Origin of the sequence: Sphingobacterium sp. UBA5996 (assembly GCF_002429765.1) — a bacterium.
GTDB lineage: Bacteria > Bacteroidota > Bacteroidia > Sphingobacteriales > Sphingobacteriaceae > Sphingobacterium.
In genome coordinates, this window is sequence record NZ_DJAS01000010.1 from 178,396 (window position 1) to 200,853 (window position 22,458).

At 39.2% G+C, this 22,458-nt stretch carries 24 protein-coding genes and 1 tRNA gene; 11 read left to right on the forward strand and 14 right to left on the reverse strand.

Annotation, left to right across the window (positions count from 1 at the left end; translation table 11 throughout):
• Positions 1-46 precede the first annotated feature (46 nt).
• Genes mqnE through B3E00_RS07325 form a run of 3 tightly spaced genes read left to right on the forward strand, consistent with a single transcriptional unit; the run spans position 47 to position 2,607 of the window.
• Positions 47-1,246 (forward strand): aminofutalosine synthase MqnE, encoded by a 1,200-nt coding sequence (mqnE, locus tag B3E00_RS07315; RefSeq protein WP_293937915.1) that lies wholly within the window; start codon positions 47-49, stop codon positions 1,244-1,246.
• Between the two features lie 13 nt (positions 1,247-1,259).
• A complete protein-coding gene (locus tag B3E00_RS07320) occupies positions 1,260-1,886 on the forward strand; it encodes a histidine phosphatase family protein (RefSeq protein ID WP_293886196.1) in 627 nt (208 codons plus the stop codon).
• Positions 1,879-2,607: a menaquinone biosynthetic enzyme MqnA/MqnD family protein gene (locus B3E00_RS07325; protein WP_293886195.1), complete on the forward strand. Its 729-nt coding sequence runs from the start codon at positions 1,879-1,881 to the stop codon at positions 2,605-2,607. Before B3E00_RS07320 ends, B3E00_RS07325 begins: the two co-directional genes overlap by 8 nt.
• 738 nt (positions 2,608-3,345) lie before the next feature.
• On the opposite strand, the gene B3E00_RS07330 is transcribed toward B3E00_RS07325, so the two are convergent.
• From B3E00_RS07330 to B3E00_RS07385, 12 genes are all read right to left on the reverse strand, one after another.
• Complete coding sequence (locus tag B3E00_RS07330; RefSeq protein ID WP_293886194.1) at positions 3,346-4,650, reverse strand: DEAD/DEAH box helicase; 1,305 nt, start codon at positions 4,648-4,650, stop codon at positions 3,346-3,348.
• Between the two features lie 186 nt (positions 4,651-4,836).
• Positions 4,837-5,844 (reverse strand): aspartate--ammonia ligase, encoded by a 1,008-nt coding sequence (asnA, locus tag B3E00_RS07335; RefSeq protein WP_293886193.1) that lies wholly within the window; start codon positions 5,842-5,844, stop codon positions 4,837-4,839.
• Positions 5,845-6,139: 295 nt separating this feature from the next.
• Entirely contained in the window at positions 6,140-6,466 is a 327-nt protein-coding gene (locus B3E00_RS07340; RefSeq protein WP_293886192.1) for a HesB/IscA family protein, read from the reverse strand.
• Between the two features lie 81 nt (positions 6,467-6,547).
• Positions 6,548-7,726, reverse strand: coding sequence for a cysteine desulfurase family protein (locus tag B3E00_RS07345; protein ID WP_293937917.1), 1,179 nt, complete (start codon positions 7,724-7,726; stop codon positions 6,548-6,550).
• Between the two features lie 26 nt (positions 7,727-7,752).
• Positions 7,753-8,178, reverse strand: coding sequence for a DUF983 domain-containing protein (locus tag B3E00_RS07350; protein WP_209574781.1), 426 nt, complete (start codon positions 8,176-8,178; stop codon positions 7,753-7,755).
• A gap of 2 nt (positions 8,179-8,180) precedes the next feature.
• On the reverse strand, positions 8,181-9,047 hold the full coding sequence (locus B3E00_RS07355) for an AraC family transcriptional regulator (RefSeq protein ID WP_293885048.1): 867 nt from the start codon (positions 9,045-9,047) through the stop codon (positions 8,181-8,183).
• 562 nt (positions 9,048-9,609) lie between these two features.
• Positions 9,610-9,768, reverse strand: a complete 159-nt coding sequence (locus B3E00_RS07360; RefSeq protein WP_293885049.1) for a hypothetical protein — start codon at positions 9,766-9,768, stop codon at positions 9,610-9,612.
• An 11-nt stretch (positions 9,769-9,779) separates the two neighbouring features.
• Positions 9,780-10,754: a 2-hydroxyacid dehydrogenase gene (locus tag B3E00_RS07365; protein WP_293885050.1), complete on the reverse strand. Its 975-nt coding sequence runs from the start codon at positions 10,752-10,754 to the stop codon at positions 9,780-9,782.
• 106 nt (positions 10,755-10,860) lie between these two features.
• Positions 10,861-12,291, reverse strand: a complete 1,431-nt coding sequence (locus B3E00_RS07370; RefSeq protein ID WP_293885051.1) for a serine hydrolase domain-containing protein — start codon at positions 12,289-12,291, stop codon at positions 10,861-10,863.
• Positions 12,292-12,322: 31 nt separating this feature from the next.
• A complete protein-coding gene (locus tag B3E00_RS07375; protein WP_293937919.1) occupies positions 12,323-13,063 on the reverse strand; it encodes a LytR/AlgR family response regulator transcription factor in 741 nt (246 codons plus the stop codon).
• Positions 13,056-14,102: a sensor histidine kinase gene (locus B3E00_RS07380; protein WP_209574770.1), complete on the reverse strand. Its 1,047-nt coding sequence runs from the start codon at positions 14,100-14,102 to the stop codon at positions 13,056-13,058. Before B3E00_RS07380 ends, B3E00_RS07375 begins: the two co-directional genes overlap by 8 nt.
• A 3-nt stretch (positions 14,103-14,105) precedes the next feature.
• Positions 14,106-14,987, reverse strand: a complete 882-nt coding sequence (locus tag B3E00_RS07385) for a LiaF transmembrane domain-containing protein (RefSeq protein WP_293886187.1) — start codon at positions 14,985-14,987, stop codon at positions 14,106-14,108.
• 266 nt (positions 14,988-15,253) lie between these two features.
• Between B3E00_RS07385 and B3E00_RS07390 the strand changes: the two genes are divergently transcribed.
• Positions 15,254-15,589 carry a DUF3276 family protein gene (locus B3E00_RS07390; protein ID WP_209574768.1) on the forward strand — a complete coding sequence of 112 codons (336 nt, stop codon included), beginning with the start codon at positions 15,254-15,256 and terminating at the stop codon, positions 15,587-15,589.
• Positions 15,590-15,679: 90 nt separating this feature from the next.
• Here the strand turns inward: B3E00_RS07390 and B3E00_RS07395 are convergent, their stop codons facing one another.
• Positions 15,680-16,522 (reverse strand): alpha/beta fold hydrolase, encoded by an 843-nt coding sequence (locus tag B3E00_RS07395; RefSeq protein ID WP_293937921.1) that lies wholly within the window; start codon positions 16,520-16,522, stop codon positions 15,680-15,682.
• A 256-nt stretch (positions 16,523-16,778) separates the two neighbouring features.
• Between B3E00_RS07395 and B3E00_RS07400 the strand changes: the two genes are divergently transcribed.
• The 4 genes from B3E00_RS07400 to B3E00_RS07415 all read left to right on the forward strand — a co-directional run bounded on the left by B3E00_RS07400 (position 16,779) and on the right by B3E00_RS07415 (position 19,272).
• Positions 16,779-16,852 (forward strand) — tRNA-Arg (locus B3E00_RS07400).
• Between the two features lie 284 nt (positions 16,853-17,136).
• Positions 17,137-17,706 carry an adenylate kinase gene (locus tag B3E00_RS07405; RefSeq protein ID WP_293937923.1) on the forward strand — a complete coding sequence of 190 codons (570 nt, stop codon included), beginning with the start codon at positions 17,137-17,139 and terminating at the stop codon, positions 17,704-17,706.
• A gap of 36 nt (positions 17,707-17,742) precedes the next feature.
• Positions 17,743-18,741, forward strand: coding sequence for a GTPase ObgE (gene obgE, locus B3E00_RS07410; RefSeq protein WP_209574762.1), 999 nt, complete (start codon positions 17,743-17,745; stop codon positions 18,739-18,741).
• Between the two features lie 177 nt (positions 18,742-18,918).
• Complete coding sequence (locus tag B3E00_RS07415; RefSeq protein ID WP_293886184.1) at positions 18,919-19,272, forward strand: TM2 domain-containing protein; 354 nt, start codon at positions 18,919-18,921, stop codon at positions 19,270-19,272.
• A 23-nt stretch (positions 19,273-19,295) separates the two neighbouring features.
• Here the strand turns inward: B3E00_RS07415 and B3E00_RS07420 are convergent, their stop codons facing one another.
• Positions 19,296-19,442: a hypothetical protein gene (locus tag B3E00_RS07420; RefSeq protein WP_293937925.1), complete on the reverse strand. Its 147-nt coding sequence runs from the start codon at positions 19,440-19,442 to the stop codon at positions 19,296-19,298.
• Positions 19,443-19,448: 6 nt separating this feature from the next.
• Here B3E00_RS07420 and B3E00_RS22230 point away from each other — a divergent pair, with 6 nt between their 5' ends.
• From B3E00_RS22230 to eno, 3 genes are all read left to right on the forward strand, one after another.
• Positions 19,449-19,577, forward strand: a complete 129-nt coding sequence (locus B3E00_RS22230) for a hypothetical protein (protein WP_414712419.1) — start codon at positions 19,449-19,451, stop codon at positions 19,575-19,577.
• A gap of 230 nt (positions 19,578-19,807) precedes the next feature.
• Positions 19,808-20,908 carry a glutamine-hydrolyzing carbamoyl-phosphate synthase small subunit gene (gene carA, locus B3E00_RS07425; RefSeq protein WP_209574758.1) on the forward strand — a complete coding sequence of 367 codons (1,101 nt, stop codon included), beginning with the start codon at positions 19,808-19,810 and terminating at the stop codon, positions 20,906-20,908.
• 210 nt (positions 20,909-21,118) lie between these two features.
• Positions 21,119-22,414: a phosphopyruvate hydratase gene (eno, locus tag B3E00_RS07430; RefSeq protein WP_293886182.1), complete on the forward strand. Its 1,296-nt coding sequence runs from the start codon at positions 21,119-21,121 to the stop codon at positions 22,412-22,414.
• Positions 22,415-22,458 lie beyond the last annotated feature (44 nt).

Below are 22,458 nucleotides of genomic sequence, written 5' to 3' on the forward strand. Positions count from 1 at the left end.
TTGTAGCCTTTTCGGTACATTTGATTTAAGATAGGAGATACATTTAATGAACGCAATAGATAAATTGAATTTCTTGATTAACGACAAAAACTTAGCAGTCGAATTGAGAAATATAGCGGAGAAAGTTTTGCGAGAGGAACGTATCATGTTTGATGAAGGAGTTCTTTTGTATGAAAAAGGTGAATTGGGCTATCTTGGTGTACTTGCGAATTATATCCGTGAGAAACGTCATGGTGACCGTACTTTTTTCAATCGTAATTTTCACATCGAGCCGACCAATGTCTGTGTCTATGACTGTAAGTTCTGTTCGTATTCCAGGCTCATAAAGGAGCGGGCAGAAGGCTGGGAGATGGAGGTTGACGGTATGATGGATATTGTCAAAAAGTATGACAATGAGCCTGTGACGGAAGTTCATATCACGGGAGGTGTCGTTCCTAAACAAAACCTCGAGTTTTACGCCGATTTTTTCCGTAGATGTAAGGAGCATCGTCCTGAACTGCATATCAAAGGACTTACACCTGTTGAATATTACTATATTTTTAAGAAGGCAAAACTGAGCCATTACGATGGCCTCAAGTATTTGCAATCTTGTGGGTTGGATTCTATGCCGGGGGGAGGTGCAGAGATTTTTCATCCAGAAATCAGAGAACAGATCGCGCATGATAAATGTACGGCTGAACAATGGTTAGATATTCACGAGCAGGCACACAAGCTAGGTATGCACACCAATGCAACCATGCTTTATGGTCATATAGAACAGTTTTGGCACCGCGTAGATCACATGGATCGCTTAAGACAATTGCAGGATAAGACGGGGGGCTTTCAGACATTTATTCCTTTGAAATTTAGAAATAAAGGGAACCAAATGTCCCATATTCCAGAAGTATCCGTGATAGAGGACTTGAGAAATTATGCCGTTGCTCGGATATACATGGATAATTTTGATCATATTAAGGCCTATTGGGCAATGATCTCAAGAGATACAGCGCAGTTATCCTTGGCGTTTGGCGTAGATGATATCGATGGAACATTGGACGATACAACAAAGATATACAGCATGGCAGGAGCGGAGGAGCAAAAGCCGGGAATGACCACACAAGAAGTTGTTGAACTCATAAAAAATGTTGGCCGTCATCCTATTGAAAGAGATACGCTGTATAACGTGGTTACAGATTATAAAGATTTTGTATTTGATCAAGGTAATCAAAAGAAAAGCTATTACGCATTACCCGTTGTTAATTCATAACTAGACTCATACTTTGAAAAAGACATTTTATTTTATACGGCACGGACAGACTGATCTAAATTTAAAAGGCATTGTACAGGGGAGAGGAGTTAATTCGCCGCTGAACAAGATGGGGATAGCACAAGCTCAGGCTTTCTTTGATCGTTACAATACCGTGCCTTTTGATAAAATATATACCTCAACCTTATTGCGTACGCATCAAACTGTGCAGGGATTTCTTGATTTGAACTTACCTTGGGAACAGCTCGTTGGATTGGATGAAATAAGCTGGGGAGTTTATGAGGGAAAAGAGCAAACACCGGAGTTGTTAGCTGGTTTTGAAAAATTAGTAGCAGCATGGCGCAATGGAGAATTGGATGTAAGTATTGAAAACGGAGAGTCTCCCAATGAGCTGATGGCCCGTCAGCAGGTCGCCTTGGATCATATGCTAGCTCAGACAGACGAAAAGAATATTCTCGTATGTATGCACGGACGTGCATTAAGGATTATGCTTTGCCTCATGACGGGCGTAGAGGCCCGCTATATGGATGATTTTCCGCACACCAATACTGCTTTATATAAATTGCTGTATGATAATGGTCAATTTGAGATTGTAGACCATTACAATATTGCACACTTAGAAGCATTGATAGATGAATAAAATTAGAGTTTCTGCCGTATCGTATACAAATACGTATCCATTTCTGAATGGTATACGTCAATCAAAAATAATGGAACAGATTGACTTGAGTGTCGATTACCCAAGTGCATGTGCACAGAAAGTAATTGATGACGAAGCTGATATCGGTATTATCCCGACAGCTGCTTTGTTAAGTCTTCCTGAATATTATATCAATACGGATTTTTGTATAGGTACAGAAGGTGCCGTCGATTCCGTATTTATTTTTGCTAATAAACCTATTGAAGAGGTGGAAACCTTACGCTTGGATAGACAATCGCGCACTTCAAACGGATTAGCCCGTGTATTGATTAAGAACTATTGGAAAAAAGAAGTAGAATTGATCACTGACGAATCTACCGAGCCAGATGCTTATGTATTAATTGGAGATCGCACCTTCGGTAAAAAGAACGCAGTTCCCTATGTCTATGATTTGGGAAAAGAGTGGTTTAATTTTACAGGACTGCCCTTCGCTTTCGCTTTATGGGTAAGCAACAAAGTGCTTCCAGTATCTTTTGTGGAACAATTTAATGAGGCTTTAGCGTATGGTGTGGAACATGCAACTGATGTTATTGCCGGTCTACCCGAGTTTGAAGGCTTTGATTACACAAAATATTTAACACAGCATCTCGATTTCCATTTAACAGATAAAAAGCGAGAGGCTGTACAATTGTATCTTCGCTACTTAAAAGCATTGGATTAATCGTGAGGTGTTTGACCTGGGCGGAATAATGCTTAAAATTACTACCCTAAAGATTTTCGGATTCAATCGCCAGACGAGCTATTTACATTGATGTATACTGCTTATCTGACGATTGTATTTGTAGCCTAAACTAACCCTACCTTCATCTTATCACCGAATTTTTCTGTCATCAAATTCGTATGAATAGTTATATGGATAACTCGCATTGTTTATCCATTATATTGCCCTTGCCAGTAATTATTATAACCAAGTGTGCACCAAATTCATCATTAAAAAGGGCATTACACTAATTTAACACCGATTTAACAAGGGGGTAGCACCGGTATACCCCTGATGACCCCCTGTTAACCCCCTGTTAACCCCCTGTTATTCCCTTGATAATGGTCAAGGTGGTGTTGTTTAAAGGTTAATTTAATCGCCAAGAAAAGTCTTAATTTCTTGGGAACGCGCTTGTTTTAAAGCTAAATTGCTATCGCTATGTCGAGTGCTAGTTCATTAGTCACACGTGTCGAATCTCGACTTTTAAAAGGCGCTTCCCGTATCATAAATGATGGATCATTGTTCCATGGCAACGGCACGCGCAATGATTGATCAAGAATTTATCTCTTGAAAGAGAGAATATAAGCTAAATAAGGATGGAATTAATACGGGGGGAGAAGGCATCATATCCTGAAAAAAGAAATGCAAGCATAAAATTTGATTTATACTTGCATCTCTAATGGATTTATCTTGGGGTAATTAGGTGCGTCCAATTTTCACTTTACGTCCCTTAATTTTTTGCCCATTCGCTTTATTGATAATAATGGAAGCAAATTTTCTTCGGACAGCAACGTATGCTGATTTGTCTTTTACTTCTATGATACCAATGTCATCCTTCTCAACTCCTTCCAAATTGAGCAAAAATCCGACAATATCGATCTTGTTGATCTTATCCTTTCGCCCGGCACTAATATAGAGTGTCGTAAATGGTGAGTTTTCAGGGAGATTATAGAATTCCGGGAATTCTTCCTCAGGTATTTCTGTTGGAATGTAAGGGTATATTTCTTCCGGTTTGAGGATTACATAGACATCACCCTTAGCTTGCATACGGGCTGTGCGTCCATTACGGTGAGTAAAATCGTCTTCTTTGTGTGGCAACTGGTAATGTATAATGGCATCAACTTCTGGAATATCCAATCCCCTTGCAGCAAGGTCTGTTGTGATCAGTACATGATTAGAATGGTTTCGGAATTTTAGAAGTGCCAGCTCGCGATCCTGTTGTTCAAGTCCCCCATGAAAGGTATCGTGGATAATATTGCGGTTGTCGAGAAGTTCACTAATGTGATCTACTGCATCGCGGTGATTACAGAAGACAATCATTTTTTTTGTGCCAATCTTGCAGATGAGTTTAAGTAGTGCCTCTAATTTCTTTTGAACTGGAGTAACTACTTTTCTAATTGTAATCTGCGGGGTATGTTTTGAGTTGTGAAGAAAGTCAACAAGGATGGGCTGTTTTATTTGCGTGAACGGTGGGAGCGTTTCCATCATCGTTGCGGAAGTTAATATTCTTGATTTGATCGTGGGGATGTGTTGAATAATAAAATCCATTTGATGCTGAAATCCGAGTTCCAATGATTTGTCAAACTCGTCCAGCACAAGAGTATGGATGTTGGAGGGATCAAAATTTTGCTCTTCAATATGCTGTTTTATACGTCCTGGTGTTCCAATGATAATTGCAGGGGCATCCTTGAAAGCATTTTTTTCGATGCGTGTGTGATGTCCACCATATGCGCAAGTGATTTTGTGGCCTGTAGCGACCTTGCGTAGCACTTGTTCAATCTGTAAAGCAAGCTCGCGTGTAGGCACTACTATTAATACTTGAACTTTTCGAGCCTCCGCCTTCAATTGTTGCAAGATGAGTAATGAAAAGGCTAAAGTTTTGCCAGATCCGGTTGGCGAAAGTAGGAGAAAATCGCGATCCTTCTGATACGATTCCAACACCCTTTCTTGCATTTCATTTAAGGATGAAATATCTAATTTGTCTAAAATAGCTTTTAACTGCATTCGACAAAAATACGAAATACTACTATTCTGCAGAGAACAAACAGCAATGAATATTCAAACACAAGTTGATCGATACAGTAAGCACCAGGTTAACGGTCTACAAAAGATAGTTACCGGGTGCTTATTTATAGTATAACTAGAATAAGGTTGGAGATAGGATTATATTGATTCCTAATAGGTATCGATTTATAAAATATCAATACCTTCTCTTCTTAAAGACTCTTTTTTGTCCTCTTCCCATATACTGACTTGAACTTCGCCTATATGCTGTTTCTTGAGCATAAACATACAGACGCGCGATTGTCCGATACCTCCGCCCATGGATTCAGGCAATTCGTCATTCAGCAGCATGCTGTGAAAAGTCAGTTTTGATTTTTCTGTGCAGTTTCTGATTTCCATTTGATGTGCTAGCGCCACTTTATCAACGCGGATTCCCATGGATGAAAGTTCAAAAGCTGAATTTAAAATTGGGTTCCATACAAGAATGTCTCCATTCAATCCTTTGTGACCGGCTTCATTAGCTGTACTCCAATCATCGTAGTCCGCTGCGCGACCATCGTGAGCTACGCCATTGCTGAGGGCGCCTCCAATGCCATGTAAGAATACGGCACCGTGTTCTTTTGTAATTGCATTTTCACGTTCTTTAGCAGTTAGGTTGGGGTATTTTTGCAACAAGTCTTCAGATGAAATGAATGTAATGGTTTTTGGAAGAATCGCTTTTATAGTTGGATACTTGCTTTCAACCTGTAATTCGGTAAATCGCAAAGCTTCATAAATTTTTAGTACTGTTTCTTTTAATGAAGCCAAATTGCGTTGATTTTTATCAATTACTTTTTCCCAATCCCATTGGTCTACATAGATGGAATGAATAGGGGTGTAATCTTCATCAGGACGCAGTGCTTTCATATCTGTAACGATGCCTTCGCCAGATAACATCTCGAGCTCTTTTAAACGTACTCTTTTCCATTTTGCAAGGGAATGTACGACGACAGCTCTTTTTTCATTCAATGATTTTATTGGAAATGATACCGGACGCTCAATTCCATTCAGGTCATCATTTAACCCGGTCCCGTCCAAAACCACCAGTGGTGAAGAGATTGGAATTAAATTTAAGGCTTTTTTTAATTGTTGGACAAATGTATCTTTAACGAAGCTGATAGCAACTTCGGTATTTAAAAGTTTTCTTCCCTCCATATGTGTTAAATGAAATACCATGCGCGGACTGCTACGCACAGTTTTTTATTTTTTTATTCAGTTATTTCCTACAAAAGTATGAAAATATCATTGGTTAATGTGTTTGATTGTGATTTTTAATATTTATCTATTAAAAACTTGAAAAAATAAAAAAATTCTAACAAAATGGAGACAGGCTAATATTTAATTATAAAACTAATAATCTTTTGAACAGCTAAAAGTGTTGGGTTAGTTACCAAAAGAGCCTTGAAGTATCTTCAAGGCTCTTTTGTATAGACTGCATTATAGGTATTGGCTATACGGAAAAGCTTTCGCCACAAGCACATGTGCGACTTGCATTGGGATTGTGAAATTCAAATCCCTTTCCCTCCAAACCGTCAGAATAATCAAGCTCTGTACCAGCCAAATACAAAAATGATTTAATATCCAAACAGACTCTTATTCCTTTATCTTCAAAAAATTGATCACCTTTTTTTTCTTCGTTGTCGAAGTTAAGCTTATAGCTTAAACCTGAGCAGCCTCCGCTTTCTACAGCAACGCGCACAAAGTAATTGCTGTCATATTGCTCATCCTTCATGATTTCCTCGATACGAGTTTTTGCCTTGTCAGTAACTGTAATCATAGTATTATCCTTTGTATACCGCAAAGATACGTACAATCTTGCTATATTTCTGCTGTAATAAAGTTTTTAGAATGTCATAAATTAATTGATCAGACTATCTTTGAACATTTGCCATATAGGCGATTGATCGCGTATTTTTTTGACAGCTTTTTTGATCATTTCTGCGCACTGGATAATCTCCTCTTTGGTGGTCAATAGGCTTAAGCTAAATCGAATAGCAGATAATGCGTTTTCTTTGGATTGTCCCATGGCCATTAGCACATGCGAAGGTTCCCTGGATCCGGTCACACAAGCCGAGCCAGAGGAAAGTGCAAGTTTGGGGCAGGCAGTCATTATTTCACTGGCTAGGATATGTCTGAAGCTGATGTAACTGGTATTTGGTAGACGCGGTACATTTTTCCCGTGAATGATAATTTCGGGGATATCGTTTAGCAAATCTTCCAAGAGGTCACGGTTTCTTTCAACTGTGCTATATAGTGCTGGATGAATGAAGGAGATAGCCTTTCCAAATCCTACGATTGCAGGAACGTTGTATGTACCGCCCCTAAATTCATTTTCTTGGCCTCCACCTATAATAAGCGGGCTAATCTGAATCGGTCTCGACTTTCTCCGGATGTAGAGTGCGCCGACTCCTTTTGGCCCATGAACTTTGTGGGCACTTAAGCAGAGTATATCAATATTCAACTGCTGTAAATCGATATTGACTTTTCCGATGGCCTGTGTCGCATCACAAAAAAACAAAACATCTTTTTCGGTGCAGATTTCGGCAATATCCGTGATCGCAGACAATACACCTGTTTCGTTATTGGCCGCCATAATACAGACCAATATTGTTTGCTCGGTTATCGCACTTCTTAGATCATGCGGGGCAATCATGCCCTGGGCGTCTACTGGAAGATAGGTAACTTTTGCTCCTTTTTTAGCCAATTGCTCACAGCAACTTAATACGGCTTTGTGTTCTGTTGCGACGGTGATAATGTGCTTTCCTTTCGATTGATATTTTTCGAATATACCTTTAATGACGGTATTGATACTCTCCGTCGCGCCAGAATTGAAGAATATTTCTTTTGGAGCACAGTTAAGCGCAGCTGCAATATTGTTGCGGGCTTGCTGTACCGCTGCATTACACTCACGGCCCATTTGGTGATAGACACTTGATGCATTTGCATAGTTTTGGAGGAAGTAAGGTGTCATTTCGTTCCATACTTCATCCAAAATACGCGTCGTGGCATTATTGTCTAAATATATCATATCCTTCATTCGGATAAAGATATGAATAATGAAAGTTATGCTGAAGCCTTAACGTCAACTTCCTTTTTTTTGACATTTGGGTCATACCTTAAGCCTGGAGTTAACCAATACATCAGTATGATACGGGAATAGCGGTAGTTGAATGGAGACATTAACACAACGCTCATAATAGCGACTGTGGCATAGAGTATGAATGAAGAATCGTTGCCGGTTAAAATATAAGTTGCCATACAGGCGGTAACCATTTCAGCGATTGCAAAAGCATAGGTTACGTACATCGCACCATAGAAATATCCTGGTTCACGCTCATAGCGCAGGCCGCAGTATTCACAGTGGCTGTTCATTTTTTGGACTTTCATACCGTAGGCAGGTCCTTGATACACATGGCCGATTCTGCATCTTGGACATTTTGCTCGCCATGCAGCTTTAAATTCAGATAATTCGTATTTAACTTCTTCCATAGTTATAGTTGTTTTCTGAACTCTTCAGGTGTGAGTCCAGCAGATTTTTTGAAAAATTTAGTGAAATAAGAGTTGTCCTTAAATTGCAGTTCATCTGCAATTTCGGTAATATTTAAATTCCTATTGACCAGAAGTCGTTTCGCTTCAAGAACAATACGGTTCCGTATAATTTCTCCAGCAGATTGACCAATGTAGGATTTACAGATCGCATTGAGATGATTCGGTGTGATAAATAGCTGATCTGCATAAATGCTGGGCAGCTTTGTGGCTTTAAACTGCTGCTCAACTAATTGCTGAAAGCTATTGAATATTTTATGATTGTAAGGGTTGCCTTTTTCGAGGTGCTCCTTCTCTGTACCAATTGATATAAATAATATAAACTGCAACAAAAGTGTACGGATATAATCTTCCGATAGCCGCTCGGTTTTCGCAAATATGATTTGATCCAGAATAGCTGTTGCTTGATTTCGATATTGTTCAGCCAAAACGAATATCAGATGTTCAATTTTGCCCTGTAAAAAACTGAAGCGTTCGAGGTAATCCGTACGTAAAAGAAAGGATTGAAAATAGTCGATAGAGAAATTGACAACATAACCGGCTTCATCTCCCACAAAATTCCAGGTATGGACCTGACCAGGAACCATAAAATAAATCTGATAAGGCTCAATCTTATACTGATTAAAATCAATGATATGCTCGCCCGAACCTTGCGTGAAAAGAACAAAATGAAAAAAATTATGTTTGTGTGGAAACACCATATCCTGATGTTTGATGATATATGCTTTAAGATCATCAATATGAAGCGTTGTGTTATTGTTCAGGTCAATACTACAACTATCAAGAATAGGTATGGTGTTTTTTCTAATCATATGACAAAATTAAGTTAAATATTCTTTCTAAAGTGGTGTTTATTTTTTATTCTGTGGTGTTTTTCAATGATTTTGTCACTTTGATTACAAGAAGATCCTATTGGCAAAATCGTGTTCTTAGCTTTTATTCGGTATTGACACATGTTACTGCTCATGACGCAAACCAGATTGGGATTTGGAGCACATTGTTTATCGCTAAGTTTTCTGTTTTTGAATAGGATGTGGATATGATGTCTTAGGGACGCTTGAGTAATTTTGCGGGCAGAATGCTCCTATGGATGTTTGAGCATGCGATCAATACTCTTCGTACGGTAGAAATATAAAAGCGGAGGGGGAAATCACCTTGAGCGTGCTCCTCTCAACTGGAAACGTATGTAAAAGTCGCAGGCCACCTGTTTTATTCTGGTTCGGGCGATAGTGTCACGATATTGACTATTTGTGCCTGAACGAGAAGAGCTGATTAGCGAAATGCCCGAAATTCCACGCAGGAGAATATGCTGGAGTTGAAGAGAAAGGAAATTTATAGGACTTCCAATTTAATTAACGAAGCCCTTCCGAAAATTCAATCCTGATCATTTCCCAAGGCATTGAGGAGAACAAAGTACCTGTAGGCAATAATCGCCTGCTGGTACTTTTTTAATTTTAGAGGATCCATCTGACTGTATCGAGGTAAGATGGCCTTATTTAAGCTGTTCAACAGCTGATAAAATCTTCTTTTCATTCGTATAATTATTATTGGTATACTTCTTTATTGATGACTTGTGGCATTTTTTCACCTCTGATTGCTGCCAATAAATTGTTGGCAGCCATTAAGGCCATATTATCCCTGGTTTCTACGGTGGCAGACCCGATATGAGGAAGAATGCATACATTTTCCAGTGCTAAGAGCGGATTATCTGGCCTCATCGGTTCAGGGTCTGTCACGTCAAGTCCTGCACCCCATAATTCGCCAGCCTGCAGTGCTGCTGTCAGGTCGAATTCATTGACCAATCCACCTCTTGCAGTATTCACTAATATGGCGGAGTTTTTCATGCGTGCAAATGCATTTTTGTCAAACCGCCTTTTAGTCTCCGCTGTCAAAGCAGCGTGTATGGAAAGTACATCGCTACGCATTAGCAATTCATCGAAATTTACATATTTGGCACCCAAAACTCGCTCTGCTTCCTCATTTCTGCTCCGATTATAGTAGATAATTTCCATGTTATATGCTGCTCTGGCTTTTCTGGCCAGTTCAAAGCCAATCCGCCCCAGTCCATAGATGCCCAGAGTTTTATTGTTGAGTTCGATCCCTAGGTTTTCAGTAGGATCGAACCCTTCCCATTTACCCTGCAATATTCTTTTATGGTTGAAAAAGGCTTTTCTCGATACCGCTAGCATTAAAAGAAAGGCGACGTCTGCGGTTGCCCCAGAAAGTATACCCGGGGTGTTGCTCACAGGGACCCGATGATGTGTTGCGGCTGCAATGTCCACATTATCATAGCCGACGCTCATGAGTGATAGGGCTTTAAGGTTGGGGCAGTTTTCAAAAAAATCGGCATCAAACTTTTGCATCCCACCGTTAAGGACGTAGTCGCATTGTTGGCTGGCTTCGATAAGCTCGTTTTCGGAAAGTGGGCTGGCCGATTCGTGAATTGTAATCTCGTGGCCTGCAGATTGTAATAGATCTATGCCTTTTTGTGGAATTTTTTTTGTGATGAATATCTTCATGTATGTAAATGTTTTTTTATTCTCATAAAAACTTATCGTCACTAGGACAACAAAAAAAGCCATATTGTTGTTTCAATATGGCTTATTATTCGTGATGTTTTAATCTTTAATTCTGATGGAGGAGATAATTTAAAATAGTTTTACCCTGATCATCGGTAGAGATAGCTGAATTTGACAGCATGACCACTCCACTTTTTTTATCTGGGGATAAGGCGAGATACGAGCTACTTCCGGCCGTTGCGCCGTTGTGCCAGAAGACCGTAAGGTTGTCAATCAAATTCATATGCCATGCCAGGCCGAGGTCTGTGTCGGGTGGTAGAAAAAATGTAAATAATCTGGTATTTGCCATGGCATTTTCGAGTGGAGTCTGCGGCATCTTGAATTGCGCGTTCGCAAATTTCAGTAGATCCTCGAGCGTGGATTTTAGTGCACCAGCTGGGGCAAATACGTCAAATGACCAAGGTAATGCTTCGTGACCCTCTTTGTTGTATACTTTAAAAGTATCTTTCCTTTTAGGTTCTAATACTTGAAAAGTATTGTTCATTTCAAGTGGTTTACAAATGATATCCCTTACAAGCTGATCGTAACTTTTTTTATAAAGACTGCATATGATATCCCCGAGAACAGCATAACCTAGATTGCTGTACTCATACTCTTCGCCCGGATTTTTCTTGTTTTTAAATCCTGAAAGATAGTTGTAAAGTGCTTTTTTGTCATACGTTTTGTAAGGATCGTTCTCGTTGAAACCGTTTACTTTGTCAAAATTATCTGGAAGCCTCGGTAAGCCGGAGGTATGATTAGCCAACATTTGAAATGTTATTTTTGAAAGCTCTTCATTTTTTTTGAGTGAGTCAGGAAGGAATAGGGCTATAGGTTGATCTAAAGTGACTGTTCCTTCTTCGACAAGATTTGACAAAAGGATAGCGGTAAAAACTTTACTCAACGAGCCAATTTCATAAATAGACGTTTTTGTGGGCGGAGTCTGGTTTCCTTTGGCCGTCTCGCCATAAAAATAAGTTTTGGTTTGTCCATTCTTTATAATACCAATGGCAAGGGATTGTGTATTTTGTTGTTTGAGGTAAGCGTGCGCAACAGAATCAATAAACAGGTCGTCGTTATCTACCGATTTTTGTGTGGCAGGCACCATGATCGTTTCTTCGACTTGTGGTGTTGTAGTCGAAGGAGTAAACTTTAGCGTATGGAATTTTAGGGTCGGATCTGTTGCGAACAGGACATCGTAAGATTTGCTATCGAAATCCATCTGATAAGTTGCGATCCCTTTTTCAAATCCTTTTCGTGTTGAGCTTTTTACTCTTCCTAATGGGTATAGATTTTCGAGTACCTGCGTGAATCGAGAAAGATTAAATTGTTGTTTGAATGAATCGCTAGCCAAATTATAGGCTGAGTCAGTCATCTGCGAATTGATAAAAAACTCCAGCTTATTATATACTCCTCTGTTGATCTGTTCTTCGGAACTTGTTTGGGCGAAAGAGTACGATGAGATGCCCAGCAATATGAGTGTAATAAAATTTTTCATAACTATTGATGGGCACAAATCTACGGAATGTTTAAATTCCAATCAATTGTTTTAATCGCGCATAGCCTGATTTGCTGATGTTGAGCTTTTCGCCTGATACTAGTGCTGCAATGTAAGAATCCTTTTCATAAGGTTCTAGTTTGGCTAATTGATCGACTTTAATGATAAAAGAACGATGGATACGCACAAATTGATTTGAATCCAACGCTTTTTCAAAAAATGCCATGGTTTTATTTTTAAGGTACATACCGTCTTTAGTATGAATTTTAACATAGTCATCGTAAGATTCGAGATATTTGACTGTATCAATTGGAATAATCTTGATCTGTGTACCTGTTTTGACAACAATACGGTCAATTTTTGTTTCGTCTTGGGCTGTAAGTACCTCATAATTGGGCTGTACTTTTTTTTCTGGAGCCGAGAAGTTTGCCCTAAATTTTGCTAATGCTTTTTTGAAACGCGCAGGTGATACTGGTTTTAACAGGTAATCTAATGCATTTTTTTCAAAAGCTTTTAAAGCGTATTCATCAAAAGCGGTTGTAAAGATAACGGCTGGCGGACTGTCTATGAGTTCAAGCATTTCGAAACCTGTTAATTTGGGCATCTGAACATCCAGAAAAATTAAGTCAGGTTCATGGGTATGAATAGCCTTAACGCCTTCAAAACCATCTCCACATTCGGCAACGACAGTTACATCGGTCTCGTTTTTTAAATAACCGGCAATAATGGAGCGTGCCAAGGGTTCATCATCGATAATAACGACTTTAATCATATTGAGGTATTTTTAGGGTACTGATAAATATATTGTCTAGTATTTGCGTTTCCAGCAGGTCATTTCTTCCATAGAGCAGATACAATCGACGTTGAATGCTCGAGAGTCCAAACCCGGTGCCTTTTTTTGGTTTTGATTGTTCTTCAGTGTCGAAAGGATTGGTGATTTGAATCCATAATTGACCTTCATTTGACTGGCATTTTATTTTTATTTCGACCTGATCCCTCACGTTGTAGAGTCCATGCTTAATAGCGTTCTCTACAAGGGGTTGGATGATCATTGCGGGTAGTCTGTTGTTAAAAATTTCTTCTGACGAAGAAATGGATGTATTTAGTCTGTGACCAAAACGTACTTTCTCGATATCGAGATAAAGCTGTAGATGGTCAAGTTCTTCTTCGAGTGTGATGATTTGGTTATTTTCCTTCCTTAACGTCCCTCTCAGAAAATCCGAGAGCTGGAATGTCATATTACGGGCTTCGTCGGGATTTGCACCAATAAGCGCTATAATGGAATTGAGGCTATTAAATAGAAAGTGTGGTTGCAATTGTTGCCTGAGATTGTATAATTCGGCTTCCCGAAGCAGATTTTCGGACTCTTGTTTTCGTTTGATATTATTGATATTGTCTTCTTGAATATTCCAAACGATGTTTATAATGGCAACCGATGTTAAAATGAGGAAATTAACAATGCCGCGATACGGTAAAGTTAAATCCAGAAGAGGGGTGAAGTTAGATTGAATAAAATAACTCATTAAGAATCGGCTTAATCCGATGCTTATTCCGCCCATGATTAAGCCGATAATCAATACTTTCCATATTTCCCTTGGTTGTGGGGTATAGAAGTTTAGTGCAGATGACATGCCATAACAGCAGAACATCATGACTACACTATTGATAAAGGAATCTTTGAATGCGAGTTGTTGGTCAAAGCCAGAACGAAGCATCAATAAGTATTGTAACGCGAGATATCCGATAAATACGGATATACATATAATGCCAATTAAACGACTTTTAACACTGAGGAACAGCTTGTTTTTCATTTATTAAGCATTTTTTATGGTTAAATTACCTAGAATACAGGTGCCTGTAATATAGATTTTTTTATCCGTATCGGGATTATAGATCGTTTGGAATCGGCGGTCATCGACAGATCCTAAGATGGAAGCCACGTTACTGAACACCGTCCAATGCGGAGGGATTATAATGCGTGCGCTACCAAACAATTGAAACGTATCGATCACAATCGGCTGTTGGATGTCAGCTTTTGTTAAATCCAGTTCTATACTTCCAAATACATTGGTCAAATTACCTCCTCTAAAATTTTTAGAGTAAATTACTTTCTTTTGTCCCGCAAAGATTGTATTCAGATTGAGGTTATCCTCAAACGACTGTTGAAAAGGATCTTTTCCTTTGTCGCCAAAAGCCTGCTGATTAGGCGAGGCTTGTTGGCTTGGATCGTATTGTTCATTAAATGGTCTTGATTCCTGGTCAGTAAGGCTAACGTCTGTATTCCCTTCGGTCGGCACAGTTACTCGCTTGTCCCAGTCGTAAGATCCTTGAGGCGGATTGGTGTAAGTGGGTGGAACCATCGGAGGTTTCCTTTTACTCATAATAAAGTAAATCCCAAGAGAAATGATAATGATAGGAACGGTTACCGAACCAAAGTCGGTACGCATCATTCTTGAGATGAGGCTTGCTCCACCGATGATCAATAGAATAATCGCCGATTTTTTCTGAAATTGGGAATTTATTCCAATGACTAATCCAATAATAATTAATATCGTTTGCCAACCAAATAACCAATCTGGAAACCAGCTTCCTAGATTTAGATTATTCAGTAATAAGAATATACCTACGATAATCACAATCGCTCCTACAATATTGCGGCTATTATTGCTGTTTGGTATGATGGGTTCTTTTTCCATAATGTTTTTACTATTTATGACTCAAAGATAGCGTCACCAATATATTCTACACATTTGCTTTAGGTAATACAACTTATATTTTCGGTAAATGTAATGATTTCGTCGGTAAAAAATCTCGTTGTTCAATTTTTCTCCCTATTATAAAAAGGAGTAGACTGCCATTTTTACGCGTTATTGTGTTTTTTTTTAATATTATTTGGTGGATTAAAATGAATTATTATATATTTATCAAAGATTAAGATTACTTTAAACTTAAATAACAACCAATGGGAGATTTTGAAAACAAAGAACGTGAAGAAGTTTTTTCAAAAAAGGTGAGAGCAGGTAAGCGTACTTATTTTTTTGATGTAAAAGCAACTCGATCGAACGATTACTACATTACTATCACAGAAAGCAAGAAGCGCTTTGAGGATGGCCAGTTTATTAAGCATAAGATTTTCTTGTACAAAGAAGATTTTGAAAAGTTCGCAGAAGGTTTGACGGATGTGGTGAACTACATCAAATCTAACCAGGAGGTAATCGAGAAACGTTATGAGCCTAACTTTGACGATGCATACGCTGAAGAAGCGGGAGCGCGTTCCAAAGACGATTTTTCGTTCTAGTATTGTAGAGCGAAATCTTAATGAAAAAAAGAAATAAAAGCCACTGATGTGGCTTTTTTATTGTTTGACGAGTATTCCCTGTATGCCGTCCTAGGATGAGACTAGCGGAATGCTTCGCAGAAAATCATTTAATACGATATTGAATTTTTCGGGTTCCTCAAGATTGGGCAAGTGACCAGATTCTTCAAATTCCACATAGCGGACATCGGGGATATTTTCGATGAGTATATTGGTCTGTTCCTCACTCATCAGCTTGTCGTGTTTTCCTTTTATAACCAATGTGGGGATAATAATTGTTTTTAGTGAATGGCTTGTGTCTGTCCGGGATGCGAGAGCGAGCTGTGTCGCGCAGATGCTGGCGACTTCATTTCTGCGTATACAGCTTTTGATCAGTTCAACAGCTTCGGCATTTTCGCGGATTGTTTTGTCGTGAAATAAATTGCCTATAAAACCAATGGCAAAAGGCCGTCTGCCATATTTTAGTAAAGCCTGTATAGAATCAAATCTTTTTTGCTTGGCTTTGTTGTCATCAGCAAGGGAATTAGTGTCGCATAGAATAAGCCCTTTAAGCTGTTGCCCGATCAATTCGTAGGTTCGCAGTGCGATGTAGCCTCCCATGGAAATGCCGCACAGGATGACGTGGTTGAGGTCGAGTTTGCGAATAAATTCTACCAGATCTTTGGCAAAGACATCAATGGAGAAAAAACCATGACCGTTGGTACTGAGGCCATGTCCTCGAACATCAATTGCTATACCCGTATAGTCTTCATCCAAATCTTGAAGCTGTTGTTTCCAGGTGTTTTTATTAAACGGGAAACCATGGATAAATATAATGGTTTTGGGGGAAGGGGCTAAGATGCTCGGTCTGATGTAATAGGAGATACTAATATCTCCAATGCGTATTTTACTGCGCTTTAATTCTCTTTTGTTCATGAATAATAGCATTTGTCCGTGTCTGAAAAAAAAAGTTGATATTTTAAATATAATATTATCAACGAGATAAAAGAAATGTTGTTGTGTAAAGTTGAAAAAAGAGAAAAAATGTTTGTTAAATTGATAAATATAACGATATTTGCATCACCAAAACGGAAATGAATACTATTTTATTTTGGTTGCCTAGCGCTCCTAGCTCAATTGGATNNCGACTCCCTTGGAGCGCACGATACAGATTCTGTACGATAAAAAAAAGGCATTCCTAGCTCAATTGGATAGAGCGTCTGACTACGGATCAGAAGGTTAGGGGTTCGACTCCCTTGGAGTGCACGTAATGAAGCCAGTCAATTTGATTGGCTTTTATTTTGGAAGCTGTTTACCAGCTGTCAAAGGAAGGCGATAGACTTCTTTTTGAAAAAAAATTTGTAAAAAAACGAATTCTGACTATATTTGCATCACCAAAACAAATGGGACAGAGTTCTAAACGTATTGGTTTATTGCGCTCCTAGCTCAATTGGATNNCGACTCCCTTGGAGCGCACGACTGAAAAGCCTAGTCATCATCTGTGATTAGGCTTTTATTTTTTAACTCGTTTTAATTTCTTAAATAAAACTATGCTAAACCTTGTAATATTTGGCCCTCCGGGTGCAGGTAAGGGAACCCAATCTGCAAAGCTTATTGAAAAATATCAATTGGTGCACGTTTCTACTGGTGATATTTTTAGAGCACATATTAAAGGTCAAACCCCGCTTGGTCAACAAGTGAGCCAGATTATTGCTGACGGGAATTTAGTGCCAGATTCGATTACAATAGCAATGCTGGAGGAGGAAGTAAAGAAAAATCCAGATGCAAAAGGATTTATTTTCGATGGATTTCCTCGCACTGTTGCGCAGGCTGAGGCTTTGGATGCTTTTTTAGAAGGTATCAACACCTCCATCTCAGTCGTAATCGCACTGGATGTAAATGAGGATGAATTGAAAGATCGTATTGCCAAACGGAGGGAGATTTCTGGACGTGCGGATGATGACGCAGATAAATTAGTGAAGCGTATTGATGAATATTTCACAAAGACGATTCATGTATTGCCTTATTATGAGGCCCAGGGTAAGCTTTCTAAAGTGAATGGTATAGGCGAGATCGAGACTATCTTTAAGAGCTTAACCGATATCATCGATAATTATTAATTAAGGTAAATACTTTTTAGACTGTAATAAATTATAATGGCGCAAGGTTCGAATTTTGTTGATTATGTGAAAGTGTGTTGTCGTTCTGGACATGGAGGGGCGGGTTCGGCTCATTTGCACCGTGATAAACACACGGCTACAGGCGGGCCTGATGGTGGTGACGGCGGTCGTGGAGGGCATATTATCCTAAAAGGAACGACTAATCTCTGGACGTTACTTCATTTAAAATATCGTAAACATATTATCGCATCAAACGGTGAATCTGGAGGCAGCTCGCTGCGCACGGGTGCAACTGGTCGCGATGAGATATTGGAGGTTCCGCTGGGTACTATAGCAAAGGATGCGGAGACTGGCGAGGTGTTATTTGATATTACAGAGGAAGGTGAAACCAGGATACTGGTGCCGGGTGGAAAAGGTGGTCTGGGTAACTGGCATTTTAAGTCGCCTACGCAACAGACACCACGGTTTTCGCAACCAGGCCTTCCTGGTAAAGAGCAGTGGATGATACTGGAACTGAAGGTTCTTGCAGACGTTGGATTGGTAGGATTCCCAAATGCGGGTAAATCGACGTTGCTGTCGGTCGTATCTGCTGCAAAGCCAGAAATCGCGAACTATCCCTTTACGACGCTCGTACCTAATTTGGGTATGGTGAGCTATCGGGACAATCGTTCCTTTGTAATGGCTGATATTCCGGGAATTATTGAGGGGGCTTCTGAGGGGAAAGGCTTGGGTTATCGTTTTTTACGACATATTGAGCGGAACTCAGTGTTGTTATTTATGGTCCCTGCTGATACAGACCGGACGATCCGTGAAGAGTATGCCATTCTTTTAAATGAATTGACCGCTTATAATCCTGAATTGGCCGATAAACCAAAACTGTTGGCTATTACCAAGTCTGATATGCTCGACGAAGAGTTGGAGAAGGAGATGGAACAGGAACTACCGGAAGATATTCCTTATATTTTCATTTCTTCGGTGACTGGTAAGAATATATTGCCATTGAAAGATATGATCTGGAAAGCGATCAACTCTTAAAATTCGAAAATATAAATAGTAAGGGCGCTTCAAGATACGATGCGCCTTTACTGTTTATGTTAATTTCCATAGGCAATAAAAAAAGAGATTTTTTTTTAAGTTTTTTTGCTAATTTAACTCCATTATTTTATCCATGATGGGAGGAAAGTTTCCATTCCGTCGCCAAACTAAATCTAAATGAAAACAGAAGACGAAAAGTATTGCGTGCAGTGTGGTAAATTGATTACGATCAAGGCCGAAGTTTGTCCGTATTGCGGTGTAAGACAGCCGATATTTTATGCTAACCAGCCCTTTCAGCAGCAAAATAGTACGTTCCAGGACGATAGATGGTTGCCGGCCCTGTTGTTTTGTATCTTTTTGGGGCCATTTGGTGCGCATCGGTTTTATTTGGGACAAATTGGTACGGCAGTTATTCAGTTGGTCACTTTAGGCGGCTGTGGTATTTGGTATCTGATCGATTTGATTATGATTATTGTCGGAAAATATAAGGATGCGGACGGCAATTATATCAAAAGTCCGATCAACAATTAATGATTATGTTTTTCCTGAAATACCTAAAACATCATTGGATATACTCGCTGATCATCGGGTATTTCGGGATCGCCATTGGCTTGCACCTTTTGGCAGATATACACATTCTTATCCCCTGTGTTTGGAAGGCGATAAGTGGATATAACTGTCCAGGCTGTGGCCTTACGCATGCTTTTATTGCATTGTTGCTATTGCGGTGGCAAGAGGCGTGGTTAGAAAATCCATTGATTTACTTGATTGTGCCGGTGTTGACTGCGCTGACTTTGAGAGACTTTATTCGTTTTTGGCGGCTGGAATCAAGGTGAAATAAAAAAATGAAAAATGTTTTCACTTTTAAGCGATAAGTCTTAACTTTGTCTCCCGTGAAAATTAAAGAAAAGACTTTATTGGTAGGTGCCTTAGGAAACGGTTTGTCAATCGTGATGATGCATTGTTAATTGATATTAGCCCATTTGAGGGCTTTTTTTATATCCAATCAAGAAGGCTTTAAAATTCATAAAAGTAAGGATACACATTTTATAATATTACATCGATAATGACCAACTACAGCAAATTGCCTGCAATTTTAGTTTTAGAAGATGGTACAGTTTATCACGGTAAAGCCGCTGGTAAAATTGGTACGACTACTGGGGAAATCTGTTTCAACACAGGGACAACCGGTTATCAAGAGATTTTTACAGATCCATCTTATTTTGGACAAATCATGGTAACGACCAATGCCCATATTGGTAACTATGGTATTGATGAGGACGATACCGAATCAAATCACATTCAGATTGCGGGATTAGTTTGTAAGAATTACAACATCAACTATAGTCGTAAAATGGCTGATGAATCTATCCAAAGCTATTTTGAAGAGGGGAATTTAGTTGGTATTTCTGATGTGGATACGCGTTCTTTGGTAAGACATATACGTGATAAAGGAGCAATGAATGCAATTATTTCTTCCGAAACATTGGATGTGGAAGCATTAAAGCGTCAATTGGCGGAAGTTCCTTCAATGGATGGACTCGAGCTGTCTTCAAAAGTAACGACAGCAGAACCTTATTTCTTCGGTAATGAAAATGCTTCGTTGCGTGTAGCGGTTTTGGACTTGGGAATCAAGAAAAATATCTTGCGGAATTTTGAAGCTCGGGATGTATATACGAAGGTATTTCCTGCGAAGACGACATTCGAAGAAATGGAACAATGGAATCCTGACGGCTACTTTATTTCCAATGGTCCTGGTGATCCAGCTCCGATGGATTACGCTATCGAGACAGTAAAAGCTATTTTGAACGCGAATAAACCAATGTTCGGCATTTGTTTAGGTCATCAGATCCTCGCATTGGCAAATGGTATCCGCACCAGTAAATTGCATAATGGGCACCGTGGGATCAATCACCCAGTGAAGAATATCATTGCTAATCGTTGTGAAATTACGTCGCAAAACCATGGTTTTGGGGTTGTAGCTGAAGACATTGAAAATTCTGATTGCGTTGAGGTAACGCATGTTAATTTGAACGATCAGTCTATTGAGGGAATCCGTATCAAAGGGCAAAAAGCATTCTCGGTGCAATATCACCCCGAATCATCACCAGGTCCTCATGACTCACGTTATTTGTTTGATGATTTTGTAGCACTGATCAAAAACTAAAACGTATAATATTATATAAAAACCCTTCATATTTTGAAGGGTTTTTTATTGAAGCCACCATACCAATTATTCAGAATACGCACATTTTATTCAGAATAAATAAGGGAATAAATACATTTTTTGTTATATTTGGTTGTGAAAAATGTCTGTAGATGAGAGTGTGTCTTATCTACACTAAGTAATGAAAATAAATTATAGTCTAATAAAGAGATGAGTTTAATTATCGATGTTCATGCGCGTCAAATTTTGGATTCGCGCGGTAACCCTACAATCGAAGTAGATGTTACTACACAAAATGGTTTTGTTGGTCGTGCAGCTGTACCTTCAGGTGCTTCAACAGGTATTCACGAAGCAGTTGAATTGCGCGATGGCGACAAGTCAACATATTTGGGAAAAGGTGTTTTGAAAGCTGTTGAGAATGTAAATACTACAATTGCTAAAGCTTTAGAAGGTGTAGATGTTTTCGAACAAAATGCCATCGATAAAATCATGATTGATTTAGACGGTAGCGAAAATAAAGGTAATTTGGGTGCAAATGCTATTTTGGGTGTATCATTAGCGGTGGCAAAGGCTGCAGCCCAAGAGTCACGCCAACCATTATACCGTTATATTGGTGGTGTAAATGCAAATACGTTGCCTATCCCGATGATGAATATTATCAATGGTGGTTCTCACTCTGACGCGCCTATCGCATTTCAGGAATTTATGATTATGCCTGTTGGTGCTCCTTCGTTCTCTGAAGCTTTGCGTTGGGGTACTGAGGTTTTCCATACGTTGAAAAAAATATTGCATGACAGAGGTCTTTCAACAGCTGTAGGTGACGAAGGTGGTTTTGCACCAACTTTTGAAGGTACTGAAGATGCTATTGAAACCGTGCTCAAAGCGATTGAGATTGCTGGTTACAAACCAGGTCAAGACATTTGTTTAGCATTGGATTGTGCTTCTTCTGAATTCTACAAAGACGGTAAATACGATTATGCCAAGTTTGAAGGGGATAAAGGTGCTGTACGTTCGAGCGAAGAACAAGCGAGCTATTTAGCAGAATTGACAGCAAAATACCCAATTATCTCTATTGAAGATGGTATGGCTGAAGATGATTGGGCAGGATGGAAAACATTGACAGACAAAATCGGTGACCATGTTCAATTGGTTGGTGATGATCTTTTTGTAACAAACACAAAACGTCTTCAACAAGGTATAGATACGCATACTGCAAACTCTATTTTGGTAAAAGTAAACCAAATTGGTTCATTGACTGAAACGATCAACGCAGTGACTTTAGCACAAAATTCTGGATACACTTCTGTCATGTCGCACCGTTCTGGAGAGACGGAAGATGCTACTATCGCTGACTTAGCTGTAGCATTAAACTGTGGTCAGATCAAAACAGGTTCTGCTTCCCGTTCTGACCGTATGGCTAAATACAATCAATTGTTGCGTATCGAAGAAGAATTGGGTGGTAATGCCCGTTTTATAGGTAAAAACTTTAAATACGCTAAAAAGTAAGCAAAAGCTTGTTTTTAAATATTAAGAGGCTGTCTCAAAATGAC